This window comes from Pseudomonas sp. UBA3149 (genome assembly GCF_002364655.1).
Classification (GTDB): Bacteria; Pseudomonadota; Gammaproteobacteria; order Pseudomonadales; family Pseudomonadaceae; genus Chryseomonas; species Chryseomonas luteola.
On sequence record NZ_DEYV01000045.1, the window covers coordinates 13,590 to 19,986 of the forward strand.

Below are 6,397 nucleotides of genomic sequence, written 5' to 3' on the forward strand. Positions count from 1 at the left end.
CATGGCCAGCTGGATCTGTTTGCTTAAGCCGCAACCTGAATCGAGCTGTGCGCCCCATGGCGGAATAGCGACAGGAGGCAAAGACAATGTCTGCAAATGATGGCCTATTACCATTATTTGTTTGCTGGCACTTGCATAATGGAAAAGTCGTGGGAAAAAAGAAGGTGCGCTAATCAGAGATGCGCATCCTATACATCCTCGACATCAAGGATGTTAAGACCTAAAGGAGTACAAATGAGCACTACTGACCGTTCGCTGGATATCATTTCCATGCCTGTCATCTCAAATCATCATCTGGATGATGTCACAGCCAGCCGTCTCTTGAGCGAGGGTGATGATAACCCTTGGTGCCTATGTGCAACCTATCAATCGGGCATGATTCTGGAGCTTGGGGATGTTGACCTTGAGAAAGAAATCCCTCGTTGCCTAATTGATCTTAGGCACTGGCTTCAGGATCGCAATTTTCCCATGTGGGTTATGCTGGAGCCGGCAGGTGTAGTTCACCCCGATCTTCCACTATACGATTGGTAGACTTCAGGCTTAGGGGAGCCATCATGAACCGGGAGCTTAAGGCGCTTCGCGCCAAGTGGGCGGCTGATGCAGCTACAGCTGAGGAGGTGGCTCGCTGTCTTGAGCTTGAACGTCGGGCCGAGGTTGCAGGCAATATCCGTTTCGTACTCGGCTTTGCGGCTGTGCTTGCTACAGCGCTCGGCCTTATCGGCCTGGTGGTCTCCAATGTCTATCCTGTCGAAGGCTCTCTGGCGACCTGGCAGAATGCTGGACTCACGGGTGGCCTACTGGGCCTGATCGCAGGGACATATGTCGTGATCAGGGGAGCAGAATAAGCATCATGTCCAATTAATCAATCTCTAATCATGCCACTCAGAGCTCTCAATCAGTCGGGCGAAAGCATACAGGCGTTCGATCTGAGCCCAGTAGAGTGGGCGATGCTAAAAGCCACAACCAAGGCGGCCAGGCTGGTCATGCCCTGTTGCGGTGCTGACGCCATACTTAAAACATCCAGACGTGGCACTCAGTTCTTTGCGCACAAGAAACAGGGCGACTGCACCTCAGCTCCCGAATCCGAGCAACACCTGCGGCTCAAGGCGCTTGTTGTTAAGCTCATCCGAAAACATGGATGGACTGCTGCTACAGAAGTAGATGGCGAGACGCCCAGCGGAGAACCTTGGGTCGCTGATGTACTGGCAACAAAAGGTACACGAAGGGTGGCTGTAGAGGTGCAGTGGTCTTCCCAAGTTGACGAGACGTGCCTGTACCGACAACAGCGCTATCTTGAGTCCGATGTACGTGGCCTGTGGCTGATGCATCAGGCAAACTTTCCCATTTCGAAAGCGTTTCCGGCTGTATGCGTGGACGAGCTGGCGGATGGTAATTTCTTGGCCTTGCTGGCGCACGATCAATCCACGCGATATGGCCAGCGCAGACGTAGCCGGAGAGAGGACTGGGAAGAGCAGCTGCCCATTGAGCAGGTCATTGAGGCTGCGTTTACGAAAAGATTTTGGTATGGCCTTCTAAGACCAGGTGCCGAGGTCAATGTCGAAGTCTTTGGAAGGCGAGACCAATGCTGGCGCTGCGGCAAATGGACGGGCGTGGTCAGCTACTTTCAGCTTGTACCTCGTTCAGACAACGCAAGGCCATGCATAGTCAGCCTTGAGGAGCTGGCTGGACAGGAAGATCTTTTGCTCGAGCTGCTTTATCGACATCCTGCCGCAGTGCAGATCGGGCCTATCCGTGTTCGTTATAGCGCCAAGGCCAAGGCATCTTATCTGGCCAATGGCTGTTTGCACTGTGATGCTCTACAGGGCCGGTTCTTTGTCCATAAACATGAACAGAAGCAGACATTCTTCCGACACTGGATCGTACCCAGTCGGAGACTTCTGGACTTGGTGAATACCCACAGAATGTGTCGCTGGCATGTTGCAGGCGAAGCCGACGGCTAAGGTCGGCTCACCGCTAGGCTGCCCCCCAAGAATCAGCCAGCTGACCCGGCCGATGGCACAGGCTGAACTGCACCCGTCGCGTTTGGATCCTTGCCCCCCTCCTCGTCCTGCATCTGCAGACGACGCATCACCGACAGGAAGGCTTCCATGGGCTGTGCCCCACCCAACAGGATGCGCTGCCCGGTCTTGTTATCCACGACAAAGGTGGCAGGCGTGCCATTGGCGCCGTTGCTCTTGGCCAGTGCCACCGACTGCTGGAGCTTGTCCATGTGCCGGCGCTCGGTCATGCACTGCTTGAAGGCGCCAGAATTGGCGCCCAGCCGAGTCGCCAGGCCATTGAGGTCTACCTCCTGCCCGGGCTGCTTGTAGAGCTGATCCAGCATGACCCAGAACGCCTGATTGCCCTTTACCTCGGAGACACATTCCAGGGCATGGGCCTGCACCTGCGAAGTGGATGAGAGGATAGGCATGTTCTTGTATTCCCAGTTCACCGCTCCACCCGAGGCGTCCACGATCTGCTTGGGCGTCTCATGAAAGCGCTTGCAATATCCGCACTGGGTATCAGCGAATTCCACCAGCGTAAAACGGGCCTTGGTGCTGCCATAGATGTGCTGGCCTGCCTTGCGCCCTTCCAGGCTGTCCGACGCCGCCTGATAGCCCTCAAACATCTGCTGGCGCGCCTGATCGGCTTCACGGGTACGGATATCCGCCAGGGTGGTCTCGATCGACGCCTGCAAGCGCTCGGGCGAGGTGGCTGACTGTACGGTTTGCGCCAGTTCATCCATTCTCTTTTGCGTCTGATGAGACTGATAAAACATACCGCCCACAACTGTTGCGCACGTTACAGCAAGCGCAATGACTACAAGTTTGTTCGAATTCTTGTCACTCATTTTAAAACTCCCGTTTTAATATATAGTGGCGCTTTGATGTAACTTTGCTACATATTAATAATTATAGTGGCACTTTGAGCTTTAATTGCCTTTAAGATCTAGCCTAACCATATTCTTACAATATGTAACAAAACGTGTCAGTTAATTAATGATTGAGAAACGTATCGCAAATAGTGGGCAGTATGTCAGCGAGCAGAATTAAATAAAGTGCCATTACATAACCGGCCACTCCCGTCCCTAAAGCGCCTGTTATGGAAGTTGCAACGGCTTTTGTACAGCAGACCGGTAATGGCTCTCCAAAAAACCTTCCCTGAAAGAAGCCCCACCCCCCCATAACAATTGCGTTACTCAATAAACAGACAATGAATAATCTGCCCAGTGACTGATTAACGCCAAGACAATAAACCGTACCACAGGCAAATGCCGTTGAGGTAAACATTAGCAAGGTTATGGATAATCTATTGGGATATCGCATGGCTATCTCCCTTGAAAGAACTGCCAGAAGAGTCTGGAAAAGAAACAATATTGGTTTTGAATCCCTTGCGGACAGGAATAGCAACCAACCAGCCATTTGGCATGAGTTCGATCAGAGATTGGAAAACTGCCCCATCCAGATAGTCCACTGGATGGCCGGTCATGTCGGATAGAGGACGAGTCAATACATGCCTTGGCTTGAGTTCGATGATGTCAGGGCAACAGCTGGCTAGATGGGATTGAACAAATGAGAACGGGGGAAACTTGTTTGAAAGATGCCCTGAGTAGACACACAGAAGTGCAATCCGGGCAGTATCATCTGCACCATACTTGTCATGACCGTTAAAGTAGGCAACCAACTCTCTTAACTCGTCAATCGACATTGAAAGCAATAGCTGGTTTATGACCGATCTTTTGCGAGTAGGTAATGCTTCAAGTAACTGAATGGCTGATATGTGCATACGAAATCTCCTCTGAAAGAATACCTACTTTCATAGTACAGGGAAATTTCAGGATGCAAGTCCAGCGAGCAGGCTGGAAAAATAATTGGCGTAAAACCGGACTAATCCGATGTTAGTCCTATTTCAGAAAGGAACGGTTTCAGATATTTATCTGCATTCTAGCCAGCCGACCATTTGTCATACTGTCCAAATCCCAAAAGTCGAGCCCAAAATCAGTATCTATTGCTTCGCCAATATAACGAAAGTCTGTTTCGCGGTTCTTGGCAAAAACGCCATGCGGAACCTCTTCATCCTCAAATAACCACTTGCGTAGATTAAAGTCGATCACCAGTTGATCATTGGGGTGCTGAAGATAAGCACAGACGTCAGGCGAGAGTTCTATCCAGTAATGCGGAACAATAATATGACCTGTGCTAACTCTGATGCACTGCCCGCGCATGAGTCTATAAGATAAACTTGCACGCTTAAGTAAATAAGCTGTACAGGCAGAAAATCCATCGCAGTCAAGATCTTTGATGTACTCAAGGTCGCACAGTTGTAATTCCAGTAGTTGAGCCTGATTGCTGTACATATTATTCACCGAAAGCAAAGCTACTCGTTATTTGAATAGGCATCCGTAATATTCTTGAATCGTGAGAGCCTGCTCCTTATTTCAGTAATGAGCGACTGTCTCTGTCTGAACTTGGCATAATCATTCTCGGTATCTTCCACATTTTCCTTCTCCCAGGGGTAGGCATTAGAAAGCGCAGCATTGCTGTATCGAAATTTATGCCGTGGCTTGGAAATATGTTTGGCGGTAAATACTCGTTTTCCTCCCGCCTTGGGTTTGAGCAGATAACTACTGTGGTACCAGACAATTGCAAGCGTGTTCTTGATAAGCCGAACTCTACTACCAAGGCGCGGATACTGTTTGTTCTCTTCCTGCCCTTCTCTTGCTTTCTCCCAGAAATACTCACAGGTCTCCTTTGCTTGAAGCGCATTCAAGTAGGTCAAACGCTCCACATGGTGCTCCAGCACTGCCAGGGTCTGCTCCGTCAACTCAAGAAGCGTTGCAGCATCCATCCCTGATGTGGCCAGAGACTCCTTGGAATCCAGGAGCTGGCTCAGTTTCTCGTTTGTAATCTGATCTGTCATGTTTCTGGTCTCCAGCATCCACCCTGTCATGCTTCTAGAGGGCTAACCGATAAGGTCAATCCTGTGCTAGAAAATCAGCACGCTCGTGTAATCGTATATCGCCTACTAACCAACGCTGCAAGTGAGAAAAAAAGCATAAGCATTTGACATGGTTTATTCATTTGGTAATTCAACGTCTAAAAATGAGGATTTCTATCCCCGCCACGTTTTTCGGCTGTGAGTGGAATTACCAATATTATAAGAATGAATTGTGTAGTTTTACCAGTCCTCCAGCACTAACTGTGTAAATTACCAATATGATATTGGCAATAGTCAGTCCATCTACAAAAAATGCCATGCACGCAATAGAGAACAGGGGTTTTACCAATGTTATGGGTAGATTGAGGAGTGGTTACCATCTCTACTCCCGGTCTTGATCATGAGGAGAACACCAGCTTTTGGCGATAGGTAGAGACCAGGTTGCTCAAGCATGTCGAGCAATCCGAAGGGCGCAAATGGTGATGTGCGATTTGAAGCCCAGGAAAGGTTGTCCGAGAGGGGCTTTAAGCGCCTGCAGATACCACAAGAGGGCTTTTCGGATGCAACCCGCTACCTACCTAGCGGAAATGGTGTGAGCAGGTCAAATGGCAAAAAAAGGGGAGCTATCAAGGCTCCCCCTCATTTGCAAGGTAATCAGAACCTAGAAAGAGGCCTGCCCTGCCTCATGTTGCGAATAGATTGATCTCTTCATGCCTGACCACATAGGTGTTCGCTCATCCATGACGTTTCCATGCATCCCGACAAGGCTGATCGCGTTAGGGCAGCCACCGATAGTACCCTTGTAGAATTCGGCATGAGGTGTACCGCAACGTGAGCAAATCTCAAGAGAGATCTCTCGGCGCTGATAAGCTGATGCCAGCGAATATACCTCGCTGATCGTGAGCGGCTTTATAGTTCTTTCATTAAATCTATTTTGTTGTTTAAGGTCCGCAAGGAAAATATAATAGGCCTGAATCAGCAGATCGATATCAACCACTCCATGTTCCTTACCACACATGACTACATATATATGTAAAAACAAGGAAGCTATCTTTCTTTGTGTTGTATTCTTGACAATCGTCGGAACACTACGGCCCAGGCGATCACGCCGCTCTTCTTTTTGTAATGTCATTTCTTTGCGTAGCTTACGCAATGTCTTGACACTTATTTGTGTCTCTAGCTCTATCACCTGAGTATTGAAGTTGTGGCGTAGCATCTTCCTGGCAGTCTCAAGTCGATAACTAGCCTCAACACTCTGATAGATCACAACTACCTTTTTTCCCTTGTCTTTGTCGGTCATGTTAGAGTTCCACGGCTGAGTTTAAGCACTGAAGTTGAATTCGGCTCAACGCCTCAATAAAATAATCCGTAACACCAATCCCATTTACAATTTGTGGGTCGAATCTCAGTAATAACTTTCCTGAGGAGGTGTTGCGCACTAAGAGCCGCTAACAAAACC

Annotated in this window: 8 protein-coding genes; 3 read left to right on the forward strand and 5 right to left on the reverse strand. The window is 49.2% G+C overall.

Annotated elements, in window-relative coordinates; translation table 11 throughout:
* Positions 1 to 234 precede the first annotated feature (234 nt).
* The 3 genes from B3729_RS23050 to B3729_RS23060 are packed head-to-tail and all read left to right on the forward strand — an operon-like array spanning position 235 to position 1,961.
* A complete protein-coding gene (locus tag B3729_RS23050) occupies positions 235 to 531 on the forward strand; it encodes a hypothetical protein (protein ID WP_122044412.1) in 297 nt (98 codons plus the stop codon).
* 23 nt (positions 532 to 554) lie between these two features.
* On the forward strand, positions 555 to 845 hold the full coding sequence (locus B3729_RS23055; RefSeq protein WP_286789118.1) for a hypothetical protein: 291 nt from the start codon (positions 555 to 557) through the stop codon (positions 843 to 845).
* A gap of 30 nt (positions 846 to 875) precedes the next feature.
* A complete protein-coding gene (locus tag B3729_RS23060; protein ID WP_286789119.1) occupies positions 876 to 1,961 on the forward strand; it encodes a competence protein CoiA in 1,086 nt (361 codons plus the stop codon).
* 32 nt (positions 1,962 to 1,993) lie between these two features.
* Here the strand turns inward: B3729_RS23060 and B3729_RS23065 are convergent, their stop codons facing one another.
* From B3729_RS23065 to B3729_RS23085, 5 genes are all read right to left on the reverse strand, one after another.
* A complete protein-coding gene (locus B3729_RS23065) occupies positions 1,994 to 2,851 on the reverse strand; it encodes a DsbA family protein (protein ID WP_286789120.1) in 858 nt (285 codons plus the stop codon).
* 458 nt (positions 2,852 to 3,309) lie between these two features.
* Complete coding sequence (locus tag B3729_RS23070) at positions 3,310 to 3,786, reverse strand: hypothetical protein (RefSeq protein WP_286789121.1); 477 nt, start codon at positions 3,784 to 3,786, stop codon at positions 3,310 to 3,312.
* Between the two features lie 139 nt (positions 3,787 to 3,925).
* A complete protein-coding gene (locus tag B3729_RS23075; protein ID WP_125890030.1) occupies positions 3,926 to 4,357 on the reverse strand; it encodes a hypothetical protein in 432 nt (143 codons plus the stop codon).
* Positions 4,358 to 4,377: 20 nt separating this feature from the next.
* Complete coding sequence (gene mobI / locus B3729_RS23080; protein ID WP_125890031.1) at positions 4,378 to 4,920, reverse strand: conjugative transfer protein MobI(A/C); 543 nt, start codon at positions 4,918 to 4,920, stop codon at positions 4,378 to 4,380.
* 679 nt (positions 4,921 to 5,599) lie between these two features.
* A complete protein-coding gene (locus tag B3729_RS23085) occupies positions 5,600 to 6,238 on the reverse strand; it encodes a FlhC family transcriptional regulator (protein WP_073450605.1) in 639 nt (212 codons plus the stop codon).
* Positions 6,239 to 6,397 lie beyond the last annotated feature (159 nt).